Origin of the sequence: Geomobilimonas luticola, from assembly GCF_018476905.1 — a bacterium.
Classification (GTDB): domain Bacteria; phylum Desulfobacterota; class Desulfuromonadia; order Geobacterales; family Geobacteraceae; genus Geomobilimonas; species Geomobilimonas luticola.
Genome location: NZ_JAHCVK010000004.1, coordinates 148,077 through 171,965, shown reverse-complemented (window position 1 = coordinate 171,965; position 23,889 = coordinate 148,077). Strand labels below are relative to the sequence as shown.

Genomic DNA, 23,889 nt, shown 5'->3' with positions numbered 1-23,889 from the left:
TGCGCTGATTGGCCGTCTTTCCACGAAATCACATTGAATTCCCTCCGTTTTCTGGTTAACTGTTTTTTACGGTACACGGTTCAACGACGGGAGTGACTGCCGTGAAGCTCTGTCTGGTTCGACATGGGGAGGCGGTGGAGCGTACATCGCAGCTGGATGACTCCTGGCGCTATCTCACTTCGGCCGGTCGCGAATCGTTCCGCACAATATCTACCAAAGCGGGAAAGCAGGGGCTTGCCCCCGACTGCATTCTTGTCAGCCCGCTGGTCCGGGCGGTTCAGACTGCCGAGATTCTGGCACAGGTACTTGCGTACCAGGGGCCAGTCGAGGTGGCCGGGGAGCTGTCCCCCGGTTTTGACCTGGGGGGATTCCGGAAGATTATGGAGCGCATGGGTGATTGCCGGGAGCTGGTGCTGGTGGGACACGAGCCCGACCTGGGGATACTGGCGGCACAGCTGCTGGGAACCGGTGACGCGGTGCATCTGAAGAAGGGGGCGGTGCTGTCGCTGAAACTCGACATTCGGAACGGGGCGGCATCGGCCCGGTTTCGCTGGCTGATCGCCGGCAACAAGGTGAGTAAAGAGCTGCCGTGAGAAACTCTACAGAGACAGGAAAGGAACCAGCTATGTCGGGAAAACGGGAAAAGGAACTGCAGAAACTGAAGGGGGTGGGAGAGGTGCTGTCAGCCCGTCTTGCTGCGGCAGGACTGGATACCTTCGCCAAGATAGCTGCTGCCGGCACTGCGGGACTGGCACAGATCCGTGGGATCAACCCCCGGAGTATACCGTCCATCATCTCCCAGGCGGAAGCGCTTGCAGGGACGGCTGATGGCGACCGGAGAGAGAAGGTGGAAGAGTTGAAAAAGAGTGCCGCACTTCTCAAGAAGCGCTTGCAGGATATGCCCCTTCAGCTCAAGGAGCGTTTCCAGGCCGAACTCACCGGCAAGGCAGGGCGGAAAGTGGAGAAGGAGCTCTTCAAGGCGCTGGCGTCTCTGGAAAAGGTCGAGCAGAAGCTGGGGAAGCGGGTGAAAAAAGCCGGGAAGGGGCTTGTGCGAGCGGAAAAGCGCCTCCTCGAACTAACCGATGCCCGTTTCAAGGATGTGGGAAGGGGGCTGAAAAAAGCCCGCAAATCTCTCCGGAAGGTGTTCGCCTAGATGAAATCAAGTCTCACTACCGAACTCCCCGGCAGGCTGATCGCGGTGGAAGGGCTCGACGGCTCCGGCAAGTCTACCCAGATATATCTCCTCAAGCGCTGGCTGGAGATGAGCGGCGCCAAGGTGTTCTTCACCGAATGGAACTCATCGGTTATCGTCAAGAAGGCCACCAGCAAGGGGAAGAAGCGACAGCTCCTCACCCCTACCACCTTCAGCCTCATCCACTGCACCGATTTTGCCGACCGCTACGAGCGGCAGATTCTGCCGCTCCTCAAGGCCGGGTATCTGGTCCTCTGCGACCGTTACATCTTTACCGCCTTCGCCCGGGATGCGGTGCGCGGCTGTGCGCGCCCCTGGCTGCATAACCTCTATGGCTTTGCCCGCCGGCCGGATATCACGTTCTTTTTCAATACCCCCCTTCAGGTTGCCCTGTCACGCATCCTTTCCGGCCGCCCCCAGCTCAAATTCCACGAAGCGGGGATGGATCTGGGGCTTGCGAACGACCCTTACGAAAGCTTCCGTCTTTTTCAGGAGCGGATTTATCGCGAATATCTGGCCATGAAGGATGAGTTCGGTTTTCGGGTCATCGACGGTTCGGCCACCATCGAGACTCAACAGGCGGTGGTTCGGGATATGGTAAGTCAGGCCATTGACCTCCCCCGCTACCGCTGGAAGACCGTGCGATGACAAAACCTGCCAGTGCAGAGGTGTTATGAGATTTTACGGCGAAGGCATACCGGGCGTGCGAGCGGAAGAACTGGTCGGCAAGCTGGTGGTGATCGAGGGGGCGGACGGGTCGGGGCGTTCCACCCAGATCGATCTTCTGCGGGATTACCTGGAAGGGAAGGGGCATGCCACGGTCAACATGGGACTCCGGCGCTCCACCCTCGTATCGGAGGAACTGCAGGAAGCCAAGCAGGGGAATGTCCTGAGCGAGATCACCCGGAGCCTCTTCTATGCCACCGATTTCGCCGACCAGCTTGAAAATCGCATCATGCCGGCTCTCCGGGCCGGTTTCATCGTCCTTGCCGACCGCTACATCTATACCCTCATGGCCCGTGACGTCGTCCGGGGTGCCGACCGGGAATGGGTGCAGTCTCTCTATGGCATTGCCCCCGTCCCTGACCTGGTCATCTATCTGCGGGTCAGCCCGGCCCAGCTGGTGGAGCGGAATTTTCGCAAAAACCCCACCCTCGACTACTGGGAGGCGGGGATGGACCTGGGGCTTTCCCGGGACATCTTCGACAGCTTCATCCGCTACCAGCGCCTGATCCAGAAGGAATTCGCCCTGATGCAGGAGGAGTACTCCTTCCATGTGGTAAGCGGCAACCTTTCCATCCGGTCCGTCGGGAGGGAAATAACCTCTCTCGTCGAACAGAAACTGGAGGTCTAGGGATGCTCGGCAAGGAAGGGAAGGGACGAAAGGATACCGGTAAACGCGGCAAAGGGGCTAACGGCAAGGACCTTCAGGCGGAATTGACCGCGGAGCTCAGGCAGTTGAGGCGCCTGGTGCGTGATATAGGCGAGAGCTTCATCCTGCGCCGGGAAGGTGAGATCGAAACTCTCATCGCCTACCTTACGGCGCTCCCTGCCGGCCGGGTCAAGGCGGATGCGCCTGCATGGCTGCGCATGGTGCGACATCTCAAGGTAAAGCCTGCCAAGGGGCGCCTTAAGGACGTAAAGGATGTGGACCGGCTCATCGGCGAACTCATGGATGCCCTGACCGACGCCCAGGATAAGGTGAAGTTGCCGGTACTCCGGAAGTCCGGGAAAGTGGCGGTGCCGGTATCCCATTCCCTTGAAGACACCGGGTAGCCTTATGACGATCGGCGCCGACACGCCCCTCTGGCTTGCCGCCCGTGCGCTCCTGCACCTGCGATTGAAGGAGTTTTTTCACTGCTGGCAGCAGGTTCTGGAGGGGGGCGAGGCGGAGCCGATCCATGACCTGCGGGTAGCCTCCCGGCGTCTGCGGGAGGGATTGGCGCTTTTCGCCCCCTGCTACCCCGCCAGTCCCCTTGCCCGTGTCATCCGCCGGGTGAAGGGGGTAACCCGGCTTCTGGGGGAGATGCGCAATGCTGACGAGGCGCTCCTCTATTTCGGCTGCCTCGTCGAACGGCTGGGCGTTCCGGAAGCCGCCTCCCTTGACACCCTCATCACCGGTCTGCGCAAGGAACGGGATCAGGGGGCACGGCATCTGACGTTGGCGTTGGAATCATTGTCAATCAGGGTTGTCCGCGACAATTTCCGGAAAACGCTCGGTACCCCCCGCCTCTTTTCCCTGCCATCCGAAGCGGTGAACCCCTTCTCCTCGATCGGTTCCTTTGCCCGGCAGGCCATCGAGGAGCGGCTGTCGCTGGTGCTGGACCTGGTGCCGGAAGCGCGCGATGAAGCCGGTATCGCTGTCCAGCACAAGCTGCGGATTGCAATCAAGCACTTTCGCTACCGGCTGGAGATTCTGTCCTTTCCGGTCACCAGGGGATCTCAGGAAAACATCGATGTTCTGAAGTGCTACCAGGACCTGCTTGGTCGGATGCACGACCGGGATGTGTTCGCCGGGCTGGTGCGGAAAGCGGGTTTTCTCCCTTCGGCGGAGCGAATCGTGCTGGAATCGATTGCCCGGGAACGGCGTGAACTGCATGGGGAATTTCTGGTTCTCCTGAAAGACAAACCCCTAAACGGCATCGGTGAACGGGTAAGGAGCGCGCTGTGAAAGGAAACCGGCTGGCTGCCATCGACATCGGAACCAACTCCATACGCTCCATCGTGGTGGAGGTGGATGCGACCGGTACCTTCAGAATTCTTGACGACGAGAAAGCGACCGTGCGCCTGGGGGAGGGGTTTGCCAGGACCGGTGCGATTGCGCCTGCCGCCTGGCAGCGGGCGATGGACGGCCTTTCCCGGATGAAGAAAATATTTGACGGCTACAGGGTGAAAAACGTGGAAGCGGTCGCAACCAGTGCGGTGCGCAAGGCAGTAAACGGGGTTGCGTTCGTCGACGCCATCAGGAACGACATCGGCATCGACGTCACCGTAATCGGTGGGGACGAAGAGGCCGAACTGGCGGTCCTTTCCGCCCAGAACAACTTCGACATGGAAGGGATGCGTTATGCGATGGTCGACATCGGGGGCGGCAGCCTGGAAATCGTCACGGCCCTCGGCGCCCACATCGAGGAGATCTATTCCCTGGAGCTGGGGGCGGTTGTCCTGACGGAGAGGTTCATAGGATCCGACCCGGTCAGCCGCGGTGATTACGCGAAACTGCGCAAGCATGTCCGCAAGGCCCTCAAGGAAGCCTTTTACGGAGAAGAGGTTGCGCTCAACACGATCCTCGGCTCGGGGGGAACCATGACCGCCATTGCCGCCATGGTCATGGCCATGCGCAAGGAGGGGTATGGTTCGATCCATGGCTACGAGGTGCTCCGTTCCGAAGTGGTGCACCTTCTTGCCATGCTACTGCGCAGGGATCTGAAGGGGCGGCGGGGGGTGCCCGGCCTGAATCCGGACCGGGCCGACATCATCGTGGCAGGCGTGGTTGCGGTGGACGAACTGATGGATTTCGTCGGCGCCAACCTGCTCAAGGTCAACGAGCGGGGTATCCGGGAGGGGCTCATCCTCCGCAGCCTGAAAAAGCACCGTCTGCTGCCGGGGTCGCCACGGGCGCGAAGCTGGCGGCAGTCGGTACTCGATTTTGCCCGCTCCTGCCATTTCGACGAGGAGCATTCCAGTCACGTGGCACGACTGGCGCTGCAGATATTCGATCCCCTGGCGGACCACTTCAGGCTGGGGAAACGGGAGCGACAGCTCCTGGAGAGTGCCGCCCTGCTCCATGACATCGGCTATTTCATCAGTTATTCCCGACACCACAAGCATTCCTACCACCTGATCCGTCACGCCGACCTGTTCGGTTTCACGCCGCGGGAGATGGAACTGATCGCCAACATCGCCCGTTACCACCGCAAGTCCCTGCCGAAAAAGAAGCACGAGAGCTTTGCCCGTCTTGCCCCGCCCGATCAGCGGCTGGTAAACCGCCTTGGCGGCATCCTCCGTCTTGCCGATGGTCTCGACCGCCGCCGCAACTCTTTCGTTCAGGGGGTGGAATGCTCGCTTTCGCCGTCGGTACTCACCCTCCGTCTGGCCGGGGCTGAAGACCTTTCGGTGGAACTGTTCGGCGGCAAGCTGAAGGGAGACCTGATGGAAGCTGCCTTCGAGCGGAAACTTCAGCTGACCCCTACCCCTGCCGCTTCTCCTGCCATCTCCTGACCTGCCGTCGGGAAATCTCCGGCATCATCCTCCCTTGCGGACAATATCGAAAACATAAATCACGATCTCGATGAAGATGAGAATAATGATAATCCACTCCAGGCGGGCGGCGCGCCGCGCATGGGAGAGGCTTGAGAAAACCTCCGTGATATCGAGAAGCGTATCGGACTTGTGTTTTATCTCCTGGTAGCGCTGGGAAAGCTCGAACTGATTGGCCATGGTCAGGTAGAGACGTTCGGAGGCAGGATCTTCCCAGGTTATGTCGGGCTTGTCGAGGATCATAACGTGGGAGATGGAGCGGTACTTGAAGTTGAGGATGGTGGAGGCGAGTTTGGCAAGGCGCCGGTCGGGGATGCCGACCTTCCCCTTGTCGAGAAGGGCAATGAGCCCCTCGACCTCATCGAGCACCGTGTCCACGTTCTCCTCGATACGTTCAAGGGCGACGGACTTTGCGATGACGAAGGCAATGAGGTCGGAGAATATCGGTGCATAGACGGGCACGATGGCGTAGTTGTTGGCGACGACAGGTTCTCGCCGGGCTTCCACGCGCAGTGAGTAGGTTTCCCGGTATCTGCCGGCTGAAAAGGTCTTGAATGCCTCTACCGTGTTCCCCATCCGGTGGGCAAAGTCGGCCATGACCTGGTCGGGGCAATCAATGAACACTACGCCGCCGAAATAGTAGAGGTAGACCTGCCGCCCCTGGCCCTGTTCAGCCGTAATCGGTGTGAGGGTGTCGGGGTTGAGGAGGAGCGGTTCTTCCCATCGGTAGCGACGGTGGATTCCGAGTTGGCCGGCAAGCCTGTTCAGGTCTATCTCCCCTGCCAGGGCAAAGGCGGTGAATTCCCGTCCGGTCATGATGCAACCTCCTCCCCCAATAGTAACGTACGGAGAGGGGGGACGCAAATTGAGCCCGGCCGCGGATCACCGATCGGCGGAGGATTTTCCCAGTGGAACCTCGAAGTTCTGCTTCCCTGCCGTAAAGCGGACCCGGTCCGGGAAAATCTCCTCGACCCGGGCACCTCCCACGCTCCCTCCTTCTGCCACCGCTGCGCCATTTACCATCGCCAGCCGTGACGAGTTGTCCTTCTGCCAGGCGATGCCGGTTACTTTCAGCGCCGGCAGAGGGGGAGCGGCGGGGGAGGATACGGGTTCCACCTTTACCGGGACAGGGGGGGCAGCCTGGACCGGGGGCTGGGGAGGCGTGGTGGCCTGTTGCCGGGGAAGGGGTGCGGATCTCGGGGCGACGGTCCTGGTCAGGTCAGGTGTCACCCCTTTGTTCTGGGGCTTCTGATTGACCGGGAGCTGCGTGGAGAGGGATGGGGGGGGCGTCGCAGGTGCGACCGCTGCCGGGGGGGACAGCGTCACCTTTCCCGGGAGAGTGCCGGCAGGAGGAGCAACGGCGACTGGCGCCAGTCTGGTGCGGGAGAATCCTCCCATGGCGGCGTAGGTGATGAGGACAGCCAGTAGGGTGACGCCGGCCATGGCGGCAGGAATAAACCAGGGAGAGCGTCGTTTAGCCGTTGTAGGTTTGGCGATGTCAACGGTAACGTCGGGAGCACCCTGGCGGCGACTGGATTTTTCCTGCTCGAGTTTCTGCAGGGCCTTGAGAATCGAACTCATCGTTTCTGCCTGTTTTCTTTGCCATCCAATCGAGGTATGGCGAATCTTCCCGCGTCACGGTAGAGGAGAAGAAGGGTCATTCCCTCTGCCCGTCCGTCTTCCGGGATTCCGTGCCTTTTCTGGAACTCCTTGACGGCGTTCATGGTCTCCTCGTCGTAGACCCCGGTCGGTTCGTGGTCGTAAGTTTTTGCGCCCGCAAGCAGAATCTGGAGGCGGAGTATCTCCACCCTGTTTGCGTCGGTTGCGGTGGCGTGTGCCAGCTGGTTGAAATCCTTCCAGGGGAGATAGGCGCGGCCGGCCCAGAAGCGCTTCAGGTCAGCTTCGCTGAACGAGCTCTTTCCCAGTAGTGGTGGCGACACCGAAACCCCCTGTGCATTGACGCCGGTCAGTGCAAGGTAGCGTCTACCGTTTTTGCCGGAGAGGGGGATCTCCAGCAGGGCAGGCACGTCGAACCGGCGCAGCGTGGCGAGGTCCGCATCCATGCGCGCCAGGCGAAGCCCGCGCTGTGCGGCAAGAAGTTCCATGTCGCCGGGCAGGGAGAGTTTCCTGCCGGCCGTAACCTGCCGGACATGCCAGCCTTTTGTCAGGGCATTGAAAGCCCGAACCGCATTTGCGCTTTCTCCCGTGGAGGACAGTTCCCAGCGGACCGCCGCGGCGAAATCGTCGTTTGCTGGAAGGAGAGGGGGCTTTGCCGAAGGGGAAGACCCCTTTTTCGCGGCAGGCGGGGAGGATGGAGGAACAGCGGCAGCAGGCGGCACCGGTTTTCGCTGTACACGGTGGAAGGCCGCAATAAGCGTTACAACGGCAGCAAGGATCAACAGGCCAGTCCATGCCGTGCGCAACCGCTCCATTGGCCATCCGGTCTTCCCGAATTCGCCAACCTCTCTGATGGCCCTTCGTGCCATGGACGCAGAGATGTTCCGTTTCTCGTCGGTATAGCCGATCAGCAGCGCCCGGTCGCAGGCGATGTTGATGAGCCGGGGCACGCCACCGGCTCTGCGAAATATCCGCTGCAACGCCCCTCGGGAGAAGGCGGCCGCTCCTCTACCTCCCGCCACGGTTACCCGGTGATCGATGTACGCCCGCGCATCCTCGAAGTCGAGGGGGAGGAGGTGGTAGCGTACTGACACTCGCTGGGCGAGCTGCCTCAGTTCCGGGCGGGACATGAGACGCTCCAGTTCGGGCTGGCCGGCGAGCACGATCTGGATCAGCTTGTCGGTGTCGGTTTCCAGGTTCGAGATGAGTCGGATCTGCTCCAGGGTTTGGGGAGGAAGGTTCTGGGCCTCGTCGATAACCAGCACGACCGTACGGCCCGCCCGGTTCTCCTCCAGCAGGAAGCGGTTGAGGTGGTCGAGGAGATCGGCGTTGTCGAGCCCCTCTGCGGGGAGCCCGTATTCGCGGTTGATGCTGCGAAGAAGTTCAAGGGCAGAGATGCAGGGGTTGAAGATCAGGGCGGTCCGATACCGGCCGTCGTCCAGCTTTTCCATGAGGGTGCGGAGTACGGTGGTCTTGCCGGTTCCCACCTCGCCGGTCAGGACGATGAACCCCCCGTGGTTGTCTATGCCGTAGAGAAGATGGGCGAATGCCTCCCGGTGATTTTTGCTGAGAAAAACGAAACGGGGATTGGGGGTGATGGTGAACGGTTTTTCCCGAAACCCGTAATAGGTGCAGTACATGGGGTTGATCCTTCGTCGGCCGGGGTCACGTGGGGAATGTTATCACCTTGAGATTATTCCATAACTATCGGTCGCTTACAAGGGGAATCGGGTTCTGCGGGCTTTCCGGCGATGGCGCGTCGAGGAGACGTTTTTTGTCAGTCAGGGGCGAGATCGCCAGTCTGAGGGCCGATGTCTCTTCTGCAACAATTTAGTTTGTGCCCATTTTTTCAGTGTTTGCAGCGTAGTGTCATGTAAATGTCGCAGGGTACAAAATTTGCTAGCCTTAACTCCGTGCAGTCATTGATGTCATTGCGTTCCCGCCACACGCAAACGTCGATTGCGGCGATTCCCCGTCAACTGCATCTGTAAGGAAGGTTCAGACGATGAAAATTCAGTGCCCCCATTGCCGGCTCAGCGGCCAGATAAGCGATGTGAATGTTCCCGCCGAGGGAATGAACATGGATTGTCCCCGCTGCAAGACCAGTTTTTTCGTGAAGAAAGAGGCGACTGCCAGCTGGAAGGATACGGCTACCGAATGTCCGGCCTGCCGGTTTTCGACCTTTTCCGAAGAGCGGTTCGATATCTGCCCAACCTGCGGTCTGGTGATCAAGGATTACAACGAGAAGAAGGGGAAGAGTGGGAGTGCTCCGGCGCAGCCGGCGCCGGGCAGGCCCCCCCGGCAGCAAGAGGCGCTTGATCCGGCCGAAATACGGCAGCGTGCTGAAGAGGATCTCCGCCGGCTCGAAGAGAAGAATGCCGGCAGATCGTACGGCAGTCCTGGTGCCATGCCGGACTTACCTCCCGAGCCGGCAGCCGTTGTCCCCCTGCCGGTGCAGCTGGTGGGGTGGACGTTCGTCCTGGCAGCACTCGCCGTCATAGTCTATTCCGGGCTGGGAATCAGCTCCTATTATGACAAATTGCGGGAAGTTGCGGGAGACCAGTTTCTTGCCGAGGAGTTTGCCGCGCTCCACTCCGTATGGGGTGGAGTGGTGTTCCCGGTTGTCCAGATACTGTTCGGCGCCGTGACGATCGGTGTCGCCGCCTGTTTTCTCAGGCTGCTCCCCTGGGCTCGCAGGGGACTGGAGATCTGTGCCTGGTGGGGACTGGCCTATGTTGCCGGCGACCAGTTGGTTTCCCTGGTGAACTGGGTCCGGCGTTCGTCGAGCGATGCAACCATCCTCTACTATCTCATCGGCGTGGTGAGCACTCTGGTCATGCTTGCGCTCTTGGCCGCACCATTCCTGGCCGCCATCTGGTTCCTGCGCGGCGACCTGGTCAGTGACTTGTTCGAGGAGATTGCCTGAGGTTCTACCTGGCACCAATGAGCTATTTTAACGCAATGCCCTGGACGTTGCGCAACAGTTCCAGTTGATCGCCCACCCCCATGGCCGGCTTCAGCCCGGCCCGCTCCAGCAACGGAGGGAGCGCCGCTTCCGGGCCGCAGCGGGGGAGAGGCCCGGCCGCCAGGTGGTGGATCAGTTTCATGGTCCTGAGGCCGTCGAACCAGCCGTGGAAAGCCTGAAGCAGCGTGTCTTCGTGCCGGTTGTTGCGTCGCAGCCCGGCCCAGGTTGGGCCGAAACTTTCTTTCTCCAGATACTCGGCCAGATGGGGTGAGGCGTCTGCCGCAGCCGCCAGCAGTTCATCTCCATCACTACCCAGACCGTTACCTACCAGTTGCAGCCATTTCCCCAGCAGAAGAAAGCATTCCGGGTGGTAAAAGCCGATGGCCGAGCTGTCACCGGCAAGGGTTCGTCCGATGGCCCGCCCGGTACCGAACGGCACGCGATGGGATGGGCGGGATGCCGGGTGGACCGTCGTTCCCCGGACCTGGTCGATGCCAGCCGTCCGGTGGAGCTGCTGGAGGAAGTAGAAATCCTCACCCGCGGCCCGGCGGTTCATTCCCCCCATCCGCACATAGGCTGACGCGGTGCAGGCCATGGCGCTTCCGACGGTATGAAAGGCATAGGGCGAGCCGGCTAGTTCAAGCCCGAGCACGTAGCTCCGGAGGAACAGTTCGTACCGGTCGATGGCGGCCTGTTCGGCCGATGTCTCTCCCGCCTGGTGCCGGAAGGGGATGATGGCGCCCCCGCGTTTCGTCACCCTGAAATGATCGATAATGGCTTGCAGGTAGGATGGCTCCACGAGGGTGTCGGCATCGAGGCATACCAGGAGCGGGTCGACGTCGTTGCCTGCAAGACGGGAAAGGGCCAGATCGAGACCGATCTTGCGGGCCAGGCCTACCCCTCCCCCCTTGACCGGCAGTTCCCTGCCGGTGGTGGCAGCATCCACCCAGGCAAGCCTGAGTTGCTGGAGCCGTTGGCCCCACGCGGGGAGCAACGCGAGTGTTGCACGATTGTCGGCCTTGTCGCGATCCGGGGCGTCGGTTCTATGGTTCACCACCACGACGATGAGGAAACGGGCCAGGGGTTCGGGCGGATTGGCGGCGAGGGAGCGGAGAGTCGCGCCGAGGCGGGCGCTTTCCGCCAGAGCGGGGATGACCACGGTTCCCGCAAAGCCGGTTTCGCCGCAGCCGGATAGCTCCCAGCTGCCGTCGATTGTGCGGGTGCCGAGATAACGGGAGCGGACATCAGGTGTCATGCCGTTCCCGTGAAATGATTCCCAACGCTTCCGCCAGCGGGTCGCCGGTCCCGTCGAGCCAGTGGATCGACGTCCCGTTTCGTTCCATGCGGCGGAACCAGGTATCCTGGCGCTTGGCGAAGTCGTGGATGGCGCTGTTCAGCTTCTGGAACAGGTCGTTGCGGTTGAGCTCCCCCTGCAGGTGTTTTGCCACGAAACGGTATTCCAGACCGTAGAATTCCAGCCTTTCCCAGGGGATACCTTCGGCGTGAAGCCGTGCCACCTCCTCGATCAACCCGTGGTCGAGCCGGGTCCGAAGACGGTCGGTAATGCGCTGGCGGAGCACGCTTCGTTCCCAGCGGATGCCGAGGACGAGTGGCCGTATTTCCGGCAGCGGCTCAGGCGCATGGTTCCGTTCGTACGCGGCGATCTCGATGGCCCGCACGAGGCGCTCCCGGTCGAGGAGGTCGGTGGTGTTGTGGAGGCGGGGATTGACGCTCCGCAGCCTTTCGGCGAGTGCATCCACGGCGAGGTTCGCCAGTTCCCCGCGCAGGACCCGGTCTTTCGGTACCTCCACCAGACGATATCCCTTCAGGACTGCTTCCAGGTACATGCCGGTTCCTCCCACCAGGACGGGAAGCCGGCCGCGCTGGAGGATATCGCCGAAAGCGTCCAGGAAGCGGCGCTGAAACTCGAAGACGTTGAATTCGTACGCAGGCTCGACGATGTCGATGAGGTGGTGGGGGATGCTGCCGTACTCCGTCAGGTCCTTGCCGCTGCCGATGTCCATGCCACGGTAGACCTGGCGGGAGTCTGCGGAGATGACCTCTCCGTTGAAGCGCCGTGCCAGTTCCACCCCCAGGCGGGTCTTCCCCGAAGCGGTCGGTCCCAGCACCACGAGCAGGTTGCTATCGCGGGTTATGCCGGTCATTTTTTCTGGGGAGAGGCGCAACCGCCATGACATCGAGACCGCGGAGGAGTTCCAGGGCGCGGAAGAGCTGGTAGTCTCCTGCCAGTTCTCCGTCGGGTTTCGCCGGGGTTGACGGCCTGGTGGCGGGGGAAGGGGGCTGCGTATCTCCCTTCTCCGGCACGATCATGTGTCCGTCCAGGTCCTTTTCGTGAAACTCGGGGGTGGTCTGTTTCTTCGCCTCCTTCAGGTCGATGTTGCCGACGACGATGTCCGGGGTTATCCCCTTTGCCTGAATGGACCGGCCGCTGGGAGTGTAGTAGAGGGCGGTGGTCAGCTTCAGTCCTGCCCCGTCGCGGAGGGTTATGACCGACTGGACCGACCCCTTGCCGAAACTCTGGGTGCCCATGACAATCGCCCGCTTATGGTCCTGAAGCGCCCCCGCCAGGATTTCGGAGGCGCTGGCCGTGCCGCCGTTGATCAGTACCACGATGGGGTAGGGAGGTTCCTTGGGGCCGATGGAGGCGGTCAGTTGCTGGTTGGCGTCCGGGAGGCGCCCGCGGGTCGAGACGATGAGGCCGTTGTCGAGACGGTCGCCGATGAAGCGCCCCGCCACCTGGGTGCACGATTCCAGGAGGCCGCCCGGGTTGTTGCGCAGGTCGATGATCAGCCCCTTGAGGGTGCCGTCATTCTGCCCCCTGAGCTTGTCCAGTGCCGCGACGACTTCATCGCCGGTATGTTGCTGGAAGTGGCTGATGCGCACGAGGCCGTAGCCGGGCTCCAGGGTCCGGAATTTCAGGCTTTTCGTCTGGATGGTGGCGCGCACCAGGGGAAAGACCAGTGGTGTCGGGCTCCCCTCGCGGAGGATGGAAAGGGTGACCTTCGTCCCCTGCTTGCCGCGCATCCGATTGACCGCTTCGGTGATGGTCAGCCCGCGAGTCGGCTTGTCGTCAATTTTCGCGATATGATCGTTGGGCTTGATGCCGGCCCGGAAGGCGGGCGTGTCCTCGATGGGGGAGACAACGGTCAGTTTTCCGTCCTTCATGGTGATTTCGATGCCGAGGCCGCCAAAGGAGCCGGACATCTGGATGTTCATCTCCTTGAAGGGTTCCGGGGGGAGGTAGGCGCTGTGGGGGTCGAGGGATGCCAGCATGCCGGTGATGGCGCTTTGCATGAGCTTCTTCGGCTCGACCTTTTCGACGTAACTCTTGTCCACCGTGCCGATGACCTGCCGGAACAGATTCAGGTAGTCCTGATCGCTTCGGGTTACCGTCCGTTTCACGAACTGCATGCTGGCCATGACGGCCAGGATGGCGATGGTGACGCCTGTCGTGAGCAGGAAGAATCTCTTTACTCTCTGCATCATGAAGCCAATGCCTCCTGGTGAACTGCCCCGTTATTTCGGATACGGCAGGTGTAGATGGGTTTCTGTCACTTTAATTTGCGGGGGTGATGGATGTCAACTGCCAATTGGGGTAGGCCGCAGGCGGCCGGCGCCCCGGCGCAGGCCTGCGGGCGCACGGCACGAAGGTGGGGGCTTTTTCAGGTAATCGGCGTCACGACCAGCGGATCGCCCGCGGCGGCACCGAGCTTTTTCTCGATGGCGGGGCTGAGAATGAGCATGTCGTCGTACTGATTCGTTTCGTCATTGATGAGCATGACCGGGAAGGTGCCGGTCGTGCCGTTTTTCTGGTTGGCGATGGTCACTTTCTTGAATGATCCGCACTGGTGGCGGTCGCCGATCTGGCGGGCGGTGAGATGGTTCATGCCGACCATGCCGAGTTCGTTGAAGCCGCGGCTGGCTGCGCTGCTCTCCAGCCGGCAGGCGACAAGGGCCCCCTCACCTGTGCTGGCCGGTGTGGTGGTCGTTGTTTGTGCAGCAGTATCTGCGGTGGAGGGGAGAAGCTGCTCCAGTTTGGCTTTGGCAACGTTGAGGGAGATATTCAGCATCGCCAGGTTGACGGCCTTGGTGCAAAGCACCATGAGGAGCCCCCCGTGCAATTCACGGGCGATGATCCGCCCGTCGCTGTACCGGAGGTCGAGCATGCCGCTCATGGCGGTGCCGTTCTGCAGGGGGAGGGAGCTGTCGGTAAGAAGTGATGCCGCCTTCTGGACGATGGCCACGTCGAACAGCGGCGGAAAGTCGTGGCCCAGGACCTGGCCCGTGGTGTCGCACACCAGGCTGCCGACAACTTCGGGCACGCCGTTCACCTGATGAAGGATTTCTTTCATGGTTACCCCTGCTTCCTGGCGGTGAGCGCCGCCCGGAGGTCGGTTTCCACCTGCCCGAGCTGGCTGGAACCCTGGACCGCCACGCACAGGTAATTGTTCCGTGCTTCGAACAGGAGCAACTGGTAGTTTCCCCCCTGCCAGGCTGCGGATTTAACCGCTCCGACGCCGAACAACCCCCCCAGGCTGTTGCCGATCCGGGTCAAGGCCATTCCTTGGCGGGCCAGGGACTCTGCCTCGAAGGTACCATCCTGCTGGGGAACGCCGCTACTGTCGGTAACGACGGCGTACGTAACGCCGGGCACGGCCAGTGCCCGTTCTGCGATGCCGGGGAGCGACCGTCTGCTTTCCTGCTGAGGCTCCGGCTGCGGCTGCCGGATGCCGGCCTGTGCTTCGTCCATGAGCCGGTGGGCTTCCAGGAGGAGATAGTTCAGGCTTTCCGTGATGGTGCGGCTGGTGGTGGTCACCTTCGGCTGGATGGCAAACTTTCCCCCGGGCCAGCAGATGATGGCGTTAAAGGCCGTTACCCCCGTCGCTTTCCCCTGCTCCGCATGGATGATCTCGCCGTCGCGGAAAAAGATCATCCCCTGCGCGGTCCCGTATTCCACGGTAATGCAGCCTGAAAACCGGTTGTGTCCTTTCAGTTGCAGGACATCTGCCAGTTGAAGGCCATCGACCGACCCGGCGAAGCCGGTCGGGGATTTTTGAGGTGTTTCCTGCGCCATGGCATCCCTCTCTCGACACGTGAGCTGCAAAAAGAGTCCCTACTCTACCAAACAAAACGAAAAATAAAAATAGGTTAATTCCCGCGGCCGAGAAGGGCGAAACGGGATGCCCGGATTGGCCGGGACCGATTGGCGAAATGACGGAATATATTAGAATTGGCTGAAAATATGGCGGGGGGCCGATGCGTCGAATCCCGCATGATTGCACGGTCGGCATGCGGTGCTGACAGGTCGACAGGTGCCCCTGTCAAAAGGAAAGCAAAATGTACGCCGAGTCGGTTGGGAAATGACGGAGAGTTTCTTCCCCCTGGGACGCACCGGCCGGCGCGTCCCAGGGGGGAAGATGTCAGGCGATGGTGTGGCGGATATCCTTTCCCTTGACCATGAAGATGACCATCTCCGCCACATTGGTGGCGTGGTCGGCGATTCTTTCGATGCACTTGGAGATGTGGTTCACCTTGATGGCACGGGAGATGGTTGACGGGTCCTCGATCATGAAGGTGAGGAGTTCCCGCTGGATCTGCTCGTTCAGTTGGTCTACGAACTCGTCGTCCTTGCAGACCTTCACGGCAAGTTCGTCATCCCCCCTGACGAAGGAGTCCAGTGCTTCCTTTACCATTCCTATGGCGCAGTGGGCCATGCGGGGGAGGTCGATGTAGGGCTTGAGGGGGGGCTCGGCATTGAGCTCCCGCGCCCGCTTGGCGATGTTGGCGCACTGGTCGCCGATCCGTTCCAGATCGGTGACGATCTTGAAGGCGAGGGTGATGAAGCGGAGGTCACGGCCGGCCGGCTGGCGCCGGGCCAGGACCTCCAGGCACTTGTCGTCGATCTCCATCTCCAGGGTGTTGACCTCATGGTCGAAGGCGATGGTTCGCTCGGCCAGTGCCGTGTCACGCTCCACCAGGGCCTTCATGGCGTTGACCAGCATCACCTCCACCTTCCCCCCCATCTCCAGGAGCTTTTCCCGGATGATGTTGAGTTCCGCGTCGTACTGTCTGCTGAAATGTTCCCGTTCCATATTAAACTCCGTGATTGGTGATCAGGGACCAGGAATCGGTAAGACCGAAACCCCATACCCAACCTCTCTGGATTAATCGCTTTTGGTTGTTACCGGTCCCGGGTCCCCGGTCCCTGTATTTACCCGAATCTTCCCGTAATGTAGTCTTCCGTCTGCTTCCTGTCCGGCGTGGTGAAGATCTTCTTCGTGACGTCGCATTCGATCAGTTCCCCCAGGTAAAAGAAGGCGGTGACGTCGGAGACTCGGGCGGCCTGCTGCATGTTGTGGGTGACGATGATGATGGTGTACCGCTCCTTCAGTTCCTCGATCAGTTCTTCGATCTTGAGGGTGGAGATCGGGTCGAGGGCCGAGGCGGGCTCGTCCATCAGGATCACATCCGGTCGGACGGCGATGGTACGGGCTATACAGAGCCGCTGCTGCTGTCCCCCCGAAAGCTCCATGGCGTTGCTCTTCAGGCGGTCCTTTACCTCGTCCCAGAGGGCGACCCGCTGCAGGCTCGTTTCGACGATCTCGTCGGCCTCGTCCCGGCGCATCCGGCCGTTCAGCTTGTAGCCGGCAATCACATTATCATGGATCGACATGGCAGGGAAGGGGTTCGGTTTCTGGAACACCATGCCGATCCTGCGCCGGATGGCGACCGGGTCCACACCCCGCCCGTAGATGTCGGTTTCGTCCAGGAGAATCCTGCCGGAGACCCGGGCGCCGGGGGTCATGTCGTGCATCCGGTTGATGGCGCGCAGGACCGTGGACTTGCCGCAGCCGGAGGGGCCAATGATGGCGGTGACGCTGTTGGCAGGGAAGTCGATGGTGACCCCCTTGACCGCGTGGGTGCCGCCGAAATGGACGTTCAGATCGTCGAGTTTAACCTTGCTGTTCATGGGAACCTCATGTGGTGAGGAAGCAGACTATGTGCATTCCGTACAGTAATTCTTCCGTGCTAGTTTTTGTGCCCGCTCCTGCCGAAATACCGCGCCGTCAGGCTCAGGGCGAACATGGTCACGACAAGCACCAGCGCGCCGGCCCAGGCCAGCCGGTGCCAGTCGTCGTAGGGTGCTATGGCGAAGCTGAATATCTGGAGCGGCAGTGCTGCGATTGGCTGGGTCAGCTTGCTGCTCCAGAACTGGTTTCCCAGCGCCGTGAAGAGAAGCGGAGCCGTTTCACCCGCAATGCGGGCTATAGCCAGCAGGATGCCGGTCATCACGCCGGTCAGGGCGCTCCGGAGCGTCACCTTGAGGGTGGTGCGCCAAAGGGGGACCCCCAGGGCAAGGGATGCCTCCCGCAGGGAAGTGGGGACCATTTTCAGCTGTTCCTCGGTGGTCCTGAGCACAATGGGGATCATGATGAGGGCGAGGGCGAAGGCGCCGGCAAGTGCGGAAAACCCCTTCATCGGCACCACCAGCATGCTGTAGACGACCATGCCGGTGATGATGGACGGTATGCCGGAGAGGACGTCGGCGCAGAACCGGATTACCGTCGAGATGCGGGAGCCGCCGTATTCGGAGAGATAGATGGCGCCGAAAATACCGACCGGAATCCCCATCAGGGAGGCCATGGCGATGAGGACCATGGAGCCGACCATGCCGTTGGCCATCCCCCCCCCAACTTCACCGGTCGGCCGCGGAATGTGGAGGAAGAAGTCGAGGCTGATGGCGCTCAGCCCCATCTTCACGATATGGACGAAGATGAGCCCGAGGGGGAAGAGGACCGCCAGCAGCGCCCCTCCCATCAACAGGGTCATGATGGTGTTTTTGGTGTTGCGCAGGGGGAGCGAGCGCATGGTGTTGCGCTGTTCTGCGGCGGACCGGTCGATTGAAGTCATGACGTTCACAGTTTTGTCCCCCGTGCTGCCCCGCGGCTCATGCTCCAGAGGAGGAGTCGCGCCAGGGCGTTGATGATCAGGGTGATGACCAGCAGGAGCAGGCCGATGTTCATGAGGGCCGCACTGTGGAGGGGGGAGGACGCTTCGGCGAACTCGTTGGCGATGACGCTCGGCATGGTGTAGGCGGGACTGAAGAGGGAGAGGGATATCTGCGGGTTATTGCCGATCACCATGGTCACCGCCATGGTTTCGCCGATTGCCCGTCCCAGGCCGAGGATTACCGCACCGAGGATGCCGGACTTGCCGTAGGGGAGCACGGCCATCCTGATCATTTCCCAGCGGGTGGCACCCAGGGCGATGGCGGCTTCGCGCTGGCTGCGGGGGACTGCCATTAAAACCTCCTTGGTTATGGAGGTTATGATCGGTACCACCATGATCATCAGGATCAGCACCCCTGCCAGCATGCTCACGCCGTAGGCGGGTCCATCGAAGAAGGGGAGGAATCCGAGATATTTCTGCAAAAGCGGTTGTACCGTCTGCTGCAGCCAGGGGGTCATGATCAGTATCCCCCAGAGGCCGTAGATGACGCTGGGGATGGCGGCCAGCAGTTCCACGAGGGATGCGGCGAACCCTCCCAGGCGGCGGGGGGCGATCTCCGTGATGAACAGGGCCGTGCCCACGGCAAGGGGGGTGGCGAGAAGGAGCGCCAGGATGGAAGAGACCACCGAGCCATAGATAAACGGAAGCGCGCCGAAATTTTCCTGGACCGCGTCCCATTCCATACCGGTAATGAAATGGCCGCCGAATTTCCTGAGGGACGGAAGGCTCTGGGAGACCATTTCGTAGAGCATCAGCATGAGAATAACGAGGATGCTGAAGGCGAACAGGACGGTCACGGCTTTGAAGATGAAGTCGCCGGACAATCCTTTTTCAATTTTCCATCGGTGTGATGCCGTGACGTCGGACACGGTACCTCCAGGGCGGCGTCGGTAAAAGTCCATCTGCGGCATCAGGCTGCGGGCCGGAAAGCTCGACGTACCTCCGTACGCCTTGCTCCCGGTTCCCGCTCCCTTGCGACTGGAGTTTTCCCTGTGTCGCCGATCTCTTGTGGCAGAATCTTAACCCGGCTGTAATGATTGCCAGGGGAGTAAAAAGGCCCGGCCTGGGCGAAGGGGACAAGCACGCCGGCCGGGCTGAATCACAGAGCAATCCGGGTTAGTATTTGATGGTCTTGATGGTCTTTCCCACCATTTTCTGGACGTTTTCCGGCAGCGGTGCGTAGAGGAGGCCGCTGGCCATTTTCTGTCCCTTGTGCAGGGACCACTCCAGGAATTCCACCAGCTTCTTCCCCTTGGCCTTGTCCTTCTGCTGCTCGTAGACCAGGAGCCAGGTGAAGCCGACGATAGGGTAGGCCTCCTTGCCCGGCTGGTTCACCAGGGAAATGCGATAGTCGGCCGGCATCTGCTTTGCCGCTGCCGCCGCTGCGGCGCTGGTGGACTTGATGGAGGGCTCGACGAACTGGCCGCTCCTGTTCTTCAGGGTGGCGTAGGTGAGCTTGTTTTCAAAGGCATAAGCCAGTTCCGCGTAGCCGATAGCGTATTTGGTGTTCTTTACCTGGCCGGCGACCCCTTCGTTACCCTTGCCGCCGAGCCCGACCGGCCACTTGACCGACGAACCGGTGCCGACCTTGCTTTTCCAGTCGGCGTTCACGCCGGAGAGGTAGTCGGTGAAGATGCTCGTGGTGCCGCTTCCGTCGGACCGGTGCACCACGACGATCGGCTGGTCGGGGAGTTTCACTCCCGGGTTGTCGTTAGCGATCTTCGGGTCGTTCCATTTGGTGATCTTGCCGAGGAAGATGTCTGCCACGTCCTCGGAGGAGAGTTTGAGCCCCTTGGGTACGCCGGGAATGTTGTAAATGACAACGACTGCCCCCATGACGGTCGGAATGTGAATGAGCTTGCCGGGGGCGGCTTTCAGCTCCGCATCGGAGAGGAACTTGTCGCTGGCGCCGAAATCGACGGTCTGGGCGGTGATCTGCTTGATGCCGCCGCCGCTGCCGATGGACTGGTAGTTGAATTTCACGCTGGGGTCGACCTTGGCGTACTCACTGAACCATTTGGAGTAGATGGGGTAAGGGAAGGTGGCGCCGGCGCCGTTGACGAGGGTTTCGGCCGAGGCCTGACCCGCCACTGCGGTTGCCGCCATGATGGCCAGGGCAAGCAGGCTTTTGCGAACATTCTTGAGCATGGGTACATGTCTCCTTCTGTCGGTTGTTGTCTTGTCTGGGAACATACTACCCAGATCAATGTTACAGCTGTGTCACAGCTTGCTGAACAGTGGGAAAATTCCCGCAACGTGCTAGAATTCTTCCCGGGCACGCCGGGGGGAGAAGCGTACGGCGATGATGCGGACCAGGGCTAGGGAAAGGACCAGCACGATCACCATGGCGAGTTTCTCCCATCCCATTTCCCGGTACCAGAATGCCATTACCTCCGTGAGGACCGTCACGATGACCGTGTCGATGATATAGGTCACCTTGACCCGTCCTTCAGAAAAGTATGCCAGGGTTGTCCGGAGGACCTCCACCAGTGCCAGGACGGTCAGAAGGTCGACGAGAATGGTCCGGAAGGCACCATGGAAATCGCTCATGAGTACCAGCCGCAGGTCGTAAAAGGTGTAGAGTGTGCCTGCCAGGATTGCCACCAGTATGGCAGTGATAAGCAGGCTCAGCAGAACCCGGGCCGAGATTTCGAAAAAACGCGCCAGTTTCAAGATCGATGACATCTTCTTTCCACATGTTTCCTCCCTGTTAATAGACGTCACCTTAGACCACCCGTGTTACAGCAATGTCAAATGCCGGTAATGAATGGGAAAAAATTTGAAGTCGGCGTGGAATGAATGTATGCTCATGGGGTAATTAGCCATAGATTACATCCCGCCGACGAAAGGTGACGACCATGGGAATGGGGAAAATGGTTGCGGTGATTACGCTCTGCACGGTCATGGCCGGTACGGCAACGGTGGCGGCCCAGCAGAAGGGGGGGCAAATCCGGCTTTATTCGGTGGCCAAGGGGGGGTACGTCATGACGGACAAGGTAGTCAAGAGCGATGCGGAGTGGCGCAAGCAGCTCACTCCTGAACAGTTCAAGGTTGCCCGGAAGGGAGGGACCGAACCTGCCTACAAGAATGAATACTGGAACAACCACGCAGAGGGGATCTACCGTTGCATCTGCTGCGATCTGGATCTGTTCAGCTCCCAGGCCAAGTACGAATCGGGAACCGGATGGCCCAGCTTCTGGCAGCCGGTCGCTCCGGACAACATCCGCACCGTCGAGGATCGCTCCTTTTTCATGCGTCGGACCGAGGTGATCTGTGCCCGCTGCGATGCCCACCTGGGTCATGTTTTCAACGACGGGCCAAAACCGACGGGGCTCCGCTACTGCATGAATTCGGCAGCCCTGAAATTTATCCCGCGAGGAGAGGGGGGGCTGGCACGATGACGGCAGATTGAGGTTTTTCCCGTCTTACACCGCCATTATCCCGGACAATGTGGGTCATATGGCGGATCGACGCTAGTGGGTACATGATAAAACGCCGCCGGGAGCTTGTCCTCCGGTGGCGTTTTTTTTGCATAGCGCAGAGGATGCAGTGCCAAGAGGAAAGTGTCGGACACCAAGCTTGCGGGAGGGGACATGCCGCACGTTGATAGCGAACGGGAATTTACGCGGGGGATGGCTGATCTCTCGGAAGGAAACACCCTTGCTGCGCTCGTTCATTTCGAGAAGGCGGTACAGGTGGATTCCCGGCCGCGCTACCTTTCCTACCTGGGGTACTGTGCTGCCCTTCAGCGGGGGCAGGTGCAGAAAGGAATCGGGCTCTGTCGCCAGTCCATTGCGGAAGATCCTGGCATGGCGGACCATTACCTCAATCTGGGGAGGATTCTTCTCCTTGCCGGCAACAAGGCGGAAGCGCTTGAGGTCCTGCGAGAGGGGATGGCGATTGCTCCCCACCCTGTCATCGGTGAGCTCCTCGAAACGATAGGGTCCCGCAAGCCCCCTGTCATCGGCTTTCTCGGCAGGGACAATATCATAAACAAGCATCTCGGCCTTCTTCTCTGCAGGCTGGGGATGAGGTGACGCGCGGCATCGACGGGGGAATGTTCATCAGAGCGGGGAGAAATCCCGCTTTCTTGTTCCCACCAGCCGGTCAGCCTCCCGCTGGGGTTCGGGGAGGCGGTAACGGGTGCAGCAGTCCAGGACAATGTCCGCTGCCTCATCGATGGTCACGAGATGGCCGGGTGAGACGAAGAGCGGTCTGACCCCCTGTCGGGTCCGAAGGACGGCGCCGACGGCCTGCCCCCGGTAGAAAAGAGGAGTCCGGGACCCCCGTTCGGCGGGGGGCTCGTCGTAGGTGCCGACGAGAAGTGACTTGGCGCTGCCGATGGTGGGACGGTCCAGCAGAACGCCGAGGAATGTGGCGATACCGATGCCGCGCGGGTGGGCGATCCCCTGGCCGTCGACGATGAACAGGTCGGGGAGCGCAGAGAGCCGGGTGATGGCGGCAAGGATGGCCGGCCCTTCCCGGAAGGAGAGGTAGCCGGGGACGTAGGGGAACGTGGTGGGGAGTGCCGCGACCGCCTCCTCCCGGAGGGTCAGGGTTGGATAGTCGTACACCACTGCGGCGGCCACGGTCTGCCCATTGCCGTAGGCCGCGTCAACTCCTCCTATGGTCAGGGGCCTGCAGGTGAGCGGCGTCAGCCTCACCCTGCCGACCATCTCTTCCTGGAGTCGTTTCGCTTCCGCTATGGTGGCTGGCCATTTCATGGAGTGCTTTCCTCCCCAACCGATTGTAGACCGTATTGTCAATTCTTCAAGGGTGACTCCGATGTTCAGACTGAAACTGGTCATATGTGTGTTACTGGTGATCGTCGCACCGGCTATGGCTTCAGCCGGCCCGCTGGCGTGGCCTATCGGCTGTACTCCAGGCGTGGACTGTGCGGGAAGCAAGTTTTATGTCGGGTACCCCGATCTGGATGGAGTGGGGAAGGCTTTCAACTGCGGAGCGCCGGGATATACGGGGCACACGGGGACCGACATCGTCGTCTCATCCACCGAGGCCGGCGTACCCGTCTATGCAGCTGCTGATGGCGAGGTATTATGGGTGGCAGGCGGACGTTTCGACCATTGTCCTGACGGCGATGAACCGGAGTGCCGCACCGCCCTGCCACCCCAGCTGTCAGGAAGTGCCGGTCGTGCCAGTGACGATGCGGCCGACAATGAGTTCTGTTCCGCCAGGGAAGGCTGTTTCAGCTGGGGGTTCGACGCAGGTAACTACGTGCTTGTCGCCCACCGGGGCTTTCCGGAGGTTGCCGCCACACTGTACGCGCATCTGCGCACCGGTTCCCTGGCAGTCGTCGTGGGACAAAGGGTAAAGCAAGGCGAGAAGCTCGGTGAGGTCGGGAGTTCCGGTGCATCCCTCCTTCCCCACCTCCATTTCGGCGTATTCGCACGGGAAGAAGGGCGAATACGGCTGGCGGATCCGTGGGCAGGGGAGTGCGGTCCGAATACGGGGCCTGCGCTCTGGCAGTACGATCCTCCCTTCCGGGCCGACGTTATCGTGGAGAGGAGTTCTCCAGGCGACGGGGTGGTGACTGGCGGGGAGGGGACTATCAGTTGCGGTTCCGGATGTATGGCAAGTTTTGTCCCCGGGACCAGCGTGACCCTTACCGCGGTCCCCTATTTCGGGGCGGAATTCGCAGGCTGGGAGGGGGCGTGCAGCGGTTCGAAACCGGAATGCACCCTGACGGCAGCCGGGGTGAAGAGTGCAAAGGCCGTTTTTCGCCGTCTGCCGCCGGTCGGAGTAAACGTGGCGTCACGCCCATCTGGCAGGAGCAGCAATTAAGAACTCGCCTGCAGGTACATTG

Annotated in this window: 25 protein-coding genes and 1 pseudogene; 11 read left to right on the top strand and 15 right to left on the bottom strand. The window is 60.9% G+C overall.

Annotated features, from left to right (window positions below; translation table 11 throughout):
• Positions 1 to 101: 101 nt before the first annotated feature.
• From sixA to KI810_RS11275, 7 genes are read left to right on the top strand one after another with little or no spacing between them, the layout of a single operon-like run.
• Entirely contained in the window at positions 102 to 593 is a 492-nt protein-coding gene (gene sixA, locus KI810_RS11305) for a phosphohistidine phosphatase SixA (protein ID WP_214175646.1), read from the top strand.
• A gap of 32 nt (positions 594 to 625) precedes the next feature.
• Positions 626 to 1,153 (top strand): helix-hairpin-helix domain-containing protein, encoded by a 528-nt coding sequence (locus tag KI810_RS11300; RefSeq protein ID WP_214175645.1) that lies wholly within the window; start codon positions 626 to 628, stop codon positions 1,151 to 1,153.
• On the top strand, positions 1,154 to 1,840 hold the full coding sequence (locus tag KI810_RS11295; protein WP_214175644.1) for a dTMP kinase: 687 nt from the start codon (positions 1,154 to 1,156) through the stop codon (positions 1,838 to 1,840). It begins immediately after the preceding gene.
• 25 nt (positions 1,841 to 1,865) lie between these two features.
• On the top strand, positions 1,866 to 2,546 hold the full coding sequence (locus KI810_RS11290; protein ID WP_214175643.1) for a dTMP kinase: 681 nt from the start codon (positions 1,866 to 1,868) through the stop codon (positions 2,544 to 2,546).
• A gap of 2 nt (positions 2,547 to 2,548) precedes the next feature.
• Positions 2,549 to 2,968: a hypothetical protein gene (locus tag KI810_RS11285; RefSeq protein ID WP_214175642.1), complete on the top strand. Its 420-nt coding sequence runs from the start codon at positions 2,549 to 2,551 to the stop codon at positions 2,966 to 2,968.
• A 4-nt stretch (positions 2,969 to 2,972) separates the two neighbouring features.
• On the top strand, positions 2,973 to 3,863 hold the full coding sequence (locus tag KI810_RS11280; protein WP_214175641.1) for a CHAD domain-containing protein: 891 nt from the start codon (positions 2,973 to 2,975) through the stop codon (positions 3,861 to 3,863).
• Complete coding sequence (locus KI810_RS11275; protein WP_214175640.1) at positions 3,860 to 5,413, top strand: Ppx/GppA phosphatase family protein; 1,554 nt, start codon at positions 3,860 to 3,862, stop codon at positions 5,411 to 5,413. The genes KI810_RS11280 and KI810_RS11275 overlap by 4 nt, the downstream gene beginning before the upstream one ends.
• 24 nt (positions 5,414 to 5,437) lie before the next feature.
• On the opposite strand, the gene KI810_RS11270 is transcribed toward KI810_RS11275, so the two are convergent.
• From KI810_RS11270 to KI810_RS11260, 3 genes are all read right to left on the bottom strand, one after another.
• Positions 5,438 to 6,268: an RMD1 family protein gene (locus KI810_RS11270; RefSeq protein ID WP_214175639.1), complete on the bottom strand. Its 831-nt coding sequence runs from the start codon at positions 6,266 to 6,268 to the stop codon at positions 5,438 to 5,440.
• Between the two features lie 66 nt (positions 6,269 to 6,334).
• Positions 6,335 to 7,033, bottom strand: a complete 699-nt coding sequence (locus KI810_RS11265) for a general secretion pathway protein GspB (RefSeq protein WP_214175638.1) — start codon at positions 7,031 to 7,033, stop codon at positions 6,335 to 6,337.
• Entirely contained in the window at positions 7,030 to 8,709 is a 1,680-nt protein-coding gene (locus KI810_RS11260) for an ExeA family protein (RefSeq protein WP_214175637.1), read from the bottom strand. Before KI810_RS11260 ends, KI810_RS11265 begins: the two co-directional genes overlap by 4 nt.
• A gap of 365 nt (positions 8,710 to 9,074) precedes the next feature.
• Here KI810_RS11260 and KI810_RS11255 point away from each other — a divergent pair, with 365 nt between their 5' ends.
• The gene (locus KI810_RS11255) at positions 9,075 to 9,995 is read left to right on the top strand and encodes a zinc-ribbon domain-containing protein (protein WP_214175636.1); all 921 of its coding nucleotides are present in this window, start codon (positions 9,075 to 9,077) and stop codon (positions 9,993 to 9,995) included.
• A gap of 22 nt (positions 9,996 to 10,017) precedes the next feature.
• On the opposite strand, the gene KI810_RS11250 is transcribed toward KI810_RS11255, so the two are convergent.
• The 11 genes and pseudogenes from KI810_RS11250 to KI810_RS11200 all read right to left on the bottom strand — a co-directional run bounded on the left by KI810_RS11250 (position 10,018) and on the right by KI810_RS11200 (position 20,763).
• Positions 10,018 to 11,289, bottom strand: coding sequence for a glycosyltransferase family 2 protein (locus KI810_RS11250; RefSeq protein ID WP_214175635.1), 1,272 nt, complete (start codon positions 11,287 to 11,289; stop codon positions 10,018 to 10,020).
• Entirely contained in the window at positions 11,279 to 12,199 is a 921-nt protein-coding gene (miaA, locus tag KI810_RS11245) for a tRNA (adenosine(37)-N6)-dimethylallyltransferase MiaA (protein WP_214175634.1), read from the bottom strand. The genes KI810_RS11250 and miaA overlap by 11 nt, the downstream gene beginning before the upstream one ends.
• Positions 12,177 to 13,541 carry a S41 family peptidase gene (locus KI810_RS11240; RefSeq protein ID WP_425513897.1) on the bottom strand — a complete coding sequence of 455 codons (1,365 nt, stop codon included), beginning with the start codon at positions 13,539 to 13,541 and terminating at the stop codon, positions 12,177 to 12,179. The genes miaA and KI810_RS11240 overlap by 23 nt, the downstream gene beginning before the upstream one ends.
• A gap of 176 nt (positions 13,542 to 13,717) precedes the next feature.
• Positions 13,718 to 14,407 carry a roadblock/LC7 domain-containing protein gene (locus tag KI810_RS11235; RefSeq protein ID WP_214175633.1) on the bottom strand — a complete coding sequence of 230 codons (690 nt, stop codon included), beginning with the start codon at positions 14,405 to 14,407 and terminating at the stop codon, positions 13,718 to 13,720.
• Positions 14,408 to 14,409: 2 nt separating this feature from the next.
• Positions 14,410 to 15,129 (bottom strand): DUF4388 domain-containing protein, encoded by a 720-nt coding sequence (locus tag KI810_RS11230; protein WP_214175632.1) that lies wholly within the window; start codon positions 15,127 to 15,129, stop codon positions 14,410 to 14,412.
• Between the two features lie 346 nt (positions 15,130 to 15,475).
• Positions 15,476 to 16,147 carry a phosphate signaling complex protein PhoU gene (phoU, locus tag KI810_RS11225; protein WP_214175631.1) on the bottom strand — a complete coding sequence of 224 codons (672 nt, stop codon included), beginning with the start codon at positions 16,145 to 16,147 and terminating at the stop codon, positions 15,476 to 15,478.
• A 119-nt stretch (positions 16,148 to 16,266) separates the two neighbouring features.
• On the bottom strand, positions 16,267 to 17,025 hold the full coding sequence (gene pstB, locus KI810_RS11220) for a phosphate ABC transporter ATP-binding protein PstB (protein ID WP_214175630.1): 759 nt from the start codon (positions 17,023 to 17,025) through the stop codon (positions 16,267 to 16,269).
• Positions 17,026 to 17,084: 59 nt separating this feature from the next.
• Positions 17,085 to 17,966: a phosphate ABC transporter permease PstA gene (gene pstA / locus KI810_RS11215; RefSeq protein WP_425513899.1), complete on the bottom strand. Its 882-nt coding sequence runs from the start codon at positions 17,964 to 17,966 to the stop codon at positions 17,085 to 17,087.
• 5 nt (positions 17,967 to 17,971) lie between these two features.
• Positions 17,972 to 18,934 (bottom strand): phosphate ABC transporter permease subunit PstC, encoded by a 963-nt coding sequence (pstC, locus tag KI810_RS11210; protein WP_425513896.1) that lies wholly within the window; start codon positions 18,932 to 18,934, stop codon positions 17,972 to 17,974.
• 247 nt (positions 18,935 to 19,181) lie between these two features.
• Positions 19,182 to 20,213, bottom strand: a complete 1,032-nt coding sequence (gene pstS / locus KI810_RS11205; protein WP_214175628.1) for a phosphate ABC transporter substrate-binding protein PstS — start codon at positions 20,211 to 20,213, stop codon at positions 19,182 to 19,184.
• Positions 20,214 to 20,324: 111 nt separating this feature from the next.
• Positions 20,325 to 20,763: pseudogene (locus KI810_RS11200) on the bottom strand (phosphate-starvation-inducible PsiE family protein).
• Positions 20,764 to 20,923: 160 nt separating this feature from the next.
• On the opposite strand from KI810_RS11200, the gene msrB reads away from it, so the two are divergent.
• Entirely contained in the window at positions 20,924 to 21,466 is a 543-nt protein-coding gene (gene msrB / locus KI810_RS11195) for a peptide-methionine (R)-S-oxide reductase MsrB (protein WP_246525510.1), read from the top strand.
• A 192-nt stretch (positions 21,467 to 21,658) separates the two neighbouring features.
• Positions 21,659 to 22,102, top strand: coding sequence for a tetratricopeptide repeat protein (locus tag KI810_RS11190; protein WP_214175627.1), 444 nt, complete (start codon positions 21,659 to 21,661; stop codon positions 22,100 to 22,102).
• 27 nt (positions 22,103 to 22,129) lie between these two features.
• On the opposite strand, the gene nfi is transcribed toward KI810_RS11190, so the two are convergent.
• Positions 22,130 to 22,789, bottom strand: coding sequence for a deoxyribonuclease V (gene nfi / locus KI810_RS11185; RefSeq protein WP_214175626.1), 660 nt, complete (start codon positions 22,787 to 22,789; stop codon positions 22,130 to 22,132).
• A gap of 61 nt (positions 22,790 to 22,850) precedes the next feature.
• On the opposite strand from nfi, the gene KI810_RS11180 reads away from it, so the two are divergent.
• Entirely contained in the window at positions 22,851 to 23,867 is a 1,017-nt protein-coding gene (locus KI810_RS11180; protein ID WP_214175625.1) for a peptidoglycan DD-metalloendopeptidase family protein, read from the top strand.
• Positions 23,868 to 23,889: the final 22 nt, after the last annotated feature.

Excerpts from the sequence above, each read along its gene's own strand:
- KI810_RS11290 (WP_214175643.1), top strand. The coding sequence starts at position 1,866 with ATGAGATTTTACGGCGAAGGCATACCGGGCGTGCGAGCGGAAGAACTG.
- KI810_RS11260 (WP_214175637.1), bottom strand. The coding sequence starts at position 8,709 with ATGTACTGCACCTATTACGGGTTTCGGGAAAAACCGTTCACCATCACC.
- KI810_RS11180 (WP_214175625.1), top strand. The coding sequence starts at position 22,851 with ATGTTCAGACTGAAACTGGTCATATGTGTGTTACTGGTGATCGTCGCA.
- pstS (WP_214175628.1), bottom strand. The coding sequence starts at position 20,213 with ATGCTCAAGAATGTTCGCAAAAGCCTGCTTGCCCTGGCCATCATGGCG.
- KI810_RS11295 (WP_214175644.1), top strand. The coding sequence starts at position 1,154 with ATGAAATCAAGTCTCACTACCGAACTCCCCGGCAGGCTGATCGCGGTG.
- pstB (WP_214175630.1), bottom strand. The coding sequence starts at position 17,025 with ATGAACAGCAAGGTTAAACTCGACGATCTGAACGTCCATTTCGGCGGC.
- KI810_RS11240 (WP_425513897.1), bottom strand. The coding sequence starts at position 13,541 with ATGATGCAGAGAGTAAAGAGATTCTTCCTGCTCACGACAGGCGTCACC.
- KI810_RS11190 (WP_214175627.1), top strand. The coding sequence starts at position 21,659 with ATGCCGCACGTTGATAGCGAACGGGAATTTACGCGGGGGATGGCTGAT.
- phoU (WP_214175631.1), bottom strand. The coding sequence starts at position 16,147 with ATGGAACGGGAACATTTCAGCAGACAGTACGACGCGGAACTCAACATC.
- KI810_RS11265 (WP_214175638.1), bottom strand. The coding sequence starts at position 7,033 with ATGAGTTCGATTCTCAAGGCCCTGCAGAAACTCGAGCAGGAAAAATCC.
- KI810_RS11235 (WP_214175633.1), bottom strand. The coding sequence starts at position 14,407 with ATGAAAGAAATCCTTCATCAGGTGAACGGCGTGCCCGAAGTTGTCGGC.
- pstA (WP_425513899.1), bottom strand. The coding sequence starts at position 17,966 with ATGACTTCAATCGACCGGTCCGCCGCAGAACAGCGCAACACCATGCGC.
- KI810_RS11250 (WP_214175635.1), bottom strand. The coding sequence starts at position 11,289 with ATGACACCTGATGTCCGCTCCCGTTATCTCGGCACCCGCACAATCGAC.
- msrB (WP_246525510.1), top strand. The coding sequence starts at position 20,924 with ATGGGAATGGGGAAAATGGTTGCGGTGATTACGCTCTGCACGGTCATG.
- KI810_RS11300 (WP_214175645.1), top strand. The coding sequence starts at position 626 with ATGTCGGGAAAACGGGAAAAGGAACTGCAGAAACTGAAGGGGGTGGGA.
- KI810_RS11255 (WP_214175636.1), top strand. The coding sequence starts at position 9,075 with ATGAAAATTCAGTGCCCCCATTGCCGGCTCAGCGGCCAGATAAGCGAT.
- miaA (WP_214175634.1), bottom strand. The coding sequence starts at position 12,199 with ATGACCGGCATAACCCGCGATAGCAACCTGCTCGTGGTGCTGGGACCG.
- KI810_RS11280 (WP_214175641.1), top strand. The coding sequence starts at position 2,973 with ATGACGATCGGCGCCGACACGCCCCTCTGGCTTGCCGCCCGTGCGCTC.
- KI810_RS11285 (WP_214175642.1), top strand. The coding sequence starts at position 2,549 with ATGCTCGGCAAGGAAGGGAAGGGACGAAAGGATACCGGTAAACGCGGC.
- KI810_RS11270 (WP_214175639.1), bottom strand. The coding sequence starts at position 6,268 with ATGACCGGACGGGAATTCACCGCCTTTGCCCTGGCAGGGGAGATAGAC.
- nfi (WP_214175626.1), bottom strand. The coding sequence starts at position 22,789 with ATGAAATGGCCAGCCACCATAGCGGAAGCGAAACGACTCCAGGAAGAG.
- KI810_RS11230 (WP_214175632.1), bottom strand. The coding sequence starts at position 15,129 with ATGGCGCAGGAAACACCTCAAAAATCCCCGACCGGCTTCGCCGGGTCG.